General features: G+C 50.0%; 2 protein-coding genes. Both read right to left on the bottom strand.

Annotated features, from left to right (window positions below; translation table 11 throughout):
* Positions 1–351: 351 nt before the first annotated feature.
* Positions 352–2,184 (bottom strand): sensor histidine kinase, encoded by a 1,833-nt coding sequence (locus tag V7730_RS22520; protein WP_335749789.1) that lies wholly within the window; start codon positions 2,182–2,184, stop codon positions 352–354.
* 153 nt (positions 2,185–2,337) lie between these two features.
* On the bottom strand, positions 2,338–2,886 hold the full coding sequence (locus tag V7730_RS22515) for a YaeQ family protein (protein WP_335749788.1): 549 nt from the start codon (positions 2,884–2,886) through the stop codon (positions 2,338–2,340).
* Positions 2,887–3,011 lie beyond the last annotated feature (125 nt).

Raw genomic sequence — 3,011 nt, 5'->3', positions numbered from 1 at the left:
TCGGGTTGGATACATCTTAGCACGCTGTCCAATTTTGCCGGACCACTTCAGGTGAAGCTGGCGCTTGGCTGCAATCTCCTAAACGGCCTTGTCACCACGCAGCGCCTCAAGCGCCACAGCAGCTCTAAACTTGTCTGAAAAGTTCAGTCCTTTGTCATTCTCGTATCCATTCATTCGTGTTGGATACACCTTAGCACGCTGTCCGAATTTGCCGACCACTTCAGGTTGCTGGGGCATTCAATTTGTCTCATTGAGCCACCTGCAAGCGTCGGCAATTCACGAGAAGCGCTATTTGCAAAGTACTGCGTGAGGATGGTTTTGCGGGCCAGCTTCAAGAAAGTATCGCGACCTTTAACTTGCGATCCGCGCGAGCTCGGCCACCTGTTGGTCGACCATAGGAAACGTAACATAAAACGTCGTGGAGACACCCAGTTCGCTTTCGTAGAAGATATCTCCCGACATCTGGTTGGCCAGCTTCTTCGAAATGTGGAGGCCAAGCCCGGATCCCTGGGTGGAGCGTTGGCTATTATTTTCCACTTGCTCGAAGCGACCGAATACCTGTCCTTCCATACCGTCGGGAATCCCTTGACCAGAGTTGGTAATCGATAGCCTTGCCTGACCACCCGAAGTTTCGAACGCGCCATCGATGATGCCGTGTTTTTCCGAAAACTTGATGGCGTTCGAGATCAGGTTATCGATAATCTGGCGGATGGCGAAGGCATCTCCTGCAATGACCGGCGCGTGAGCGACCCTTCCAAGGATGAGCTGCACGCCTCGCTCCTTCCCGAACAGTTGGTTCTCTTTGAAGCTCTCTTCGAGTAGCTGGAAGAGATCGACTGGCTTGCGTTCCAGAACCAACGCATCGATGTCGATTTTCTGCGCCAACAGAATGTTGTCGACCAGTCGTGATAGGCGAATGCCGTTCCGGTGCGCAATATTGAGAACCGAATGAATGGAGGCGGGTACATCCCCGAGGCGGCCACTGCGTGCAAGCGTCAAGCCTCCTATGAGCGATGTCAGAGGAGTGCGTAATTCATGGCTAATGACCGAAATGAATTCGTCTTTCGCATGATTAGCCTCGTCGGCACGTTGAAGTGCCTCTTCCAAGGCCACACTGATGGCGATCCTATCGGTGATATCAACGAAGGTGATGCTCCATCCGAGAATTACCCTTGATGGATCAAGCTGGCTTTCGATTTCACGAATTCTGGGTTCGTAAACCCGCTGCCCGATATTCAATTGAGGAACAACTTCACACGTGTTCAAGTTTTCGATGTTCGCGCAAATTTCATTCAGGAAACGAGCCGAAGAAAATTTTAATTCACTACACTCTGCCGCCGCGTTCATCAGAACTATTGTACGATTCAGATCAACCATAATGACTGGCTCACTCATGGAATTGGCTAGTCCGGATTGGCCGACAAAGGCCATATCCATCGTTTTGTTTGTAACGAGAATCCACGTGAAGGCGAGAATTCCAGCAGTGAACATAAAGGCCGTTGGATCAAGGCCAAAGATGGTGAAACCGAAGAAGACGTAGCTCGCATTTGCAGTAAGGGGGGTTACGGTAATCGCGACTAAAACGGTCAGCAGAGGCCACGCAGACCGCTTCGCTCTGGCAAAGGCCTTCGCAAGGCAAAACAGAGTTGCGAGCACAAATGAGTATAGGGTTGCGATAATTACATAGAAACCGGGCCCGTGAACGTACTTAATGTGCTCCTCCCCTGGCGGTACAATCGATGCATCTGTGTAGACGAGGTTGTGCCATGGGTTGGTGAAAGCAAACGCGAAGGTTGCTATTGGCACAATGACCAGCGCAGCAAGCGCGCTGCGTTTTTTGAGCCACGAAGCGTTATCGACATATGCAAAAACGAAGAAACACCACGCAACTGGCAACAACGCATTGCCGAGCCATGCCATGGTTGCCCATTGGAATTGACAGGAGAAATCGCGCGACGCCACCTCAAGTCCAACCATCATCAACGTCCAGATCATGGCGCTGAAGGTGAGCACGTAATAGAGCTTTCCGTTGAAGCGTTGGAATTTTAGTATCCGAAGCAAAACAAGAGTAGCCATTGCACTGACGGCGAACACAAACCAAAAGACCGGATTCCCAGCAACTCCTTCAAAACACGTCATCATTGCTTCACCCAAAGCCTCTTCTTTGTTGGTGAATGAAACCATATGCTTGTGTCTAAAATTGGACCGAAGTGTGAGGCTTGGACGCTTTCAAAGTGAACTGCCGGTTCGAGTGGCACCATTACCTACTCCGTTTTCAAGCACGGAGCAGTCCTTATTCATTCCGGGTTCTAATGTATGGTGTGACTTGATCGACGATCAAAGGTTGGAGCTTTTCCATTTAACCGGGGTAACGTAGACGATGCTATCATCAACGCTGACCATGACTTCGCCGTCCTGAATATTGATCTGCAGCTTCATCGAACGACTTGCGAGCAGGCCCAGATTATTGGTGTCTTTTTCTGAAAAATTTATGACCTGAAGGTTATCAAAACGGGTGGTGCTGTTTTTGATCTTTTCCCACCATACCTCAGCCGTCCTGCCGCCGTAACTATAGACAATCACCTTGCTGGCTTTGCCACAAGACTGACGCACAACCTTCTCGCTCGGAAGTCCCAAAGCTACCCACAATTCCAGCTCGTCACTCAGGCTTTTCTGCCAAATGTCTGGCTCGTCATCCGCGGAAAGACCCTTAGTCAGCTCCAACTGCTCATTAGCATTCAGTGCAAAAGCAAGAAGCCGCACCATTAACCGTTCATCCGTCTCGGACGGATGTTTGGCAACGGTCAGTTTATGGGTCGCATAATAGTGACGATCCATGTCGGATACGGAAAGCTCAACTTTGTAAATGGTGGATTTTTGCGCCATGATTTTTCCCACTATAGCGAAGATAGGGATGCCTAGTGCGTCTGGTGCCCTTGTGAAAGCAGATAAGAAGGACTGAAGTGGTCCTGCTTTTTAGGACAGTTTTGCGGCTTGGCTAAGATGCATCT

It is taken from the genome of Sulfitobacter sp. (genome assembly GCF_036961165.1).
Taxonomy (GTDB): domain Bacteria; phylum Pseudomonadota; class Alphaproteobacteria; order Rhodobacterales; family Rhodobacteraceae; genus Sulfitobacter.
This window is presented reverse-complemented; position numbering and strand designations above follow the sequence as displayed.

Excerpts from the sequence above, each read along its gene's own strand:
- V7730_RS22515 (WP_335749788.1), bottom strand. The coding sequence starts at position 2,886 with ATGGCGCAAAAATCCACCATTTACAAAGTTGAGCTTTCCGTATCCGAC.
- V7730_RS22520 (WP_335749789.1), bottom strand. The coding sequence starts at position 2,184 with ATGGTTTCATTCACCAACAAAGAAGAGGCTTTGGGTGAAGCAATGATG.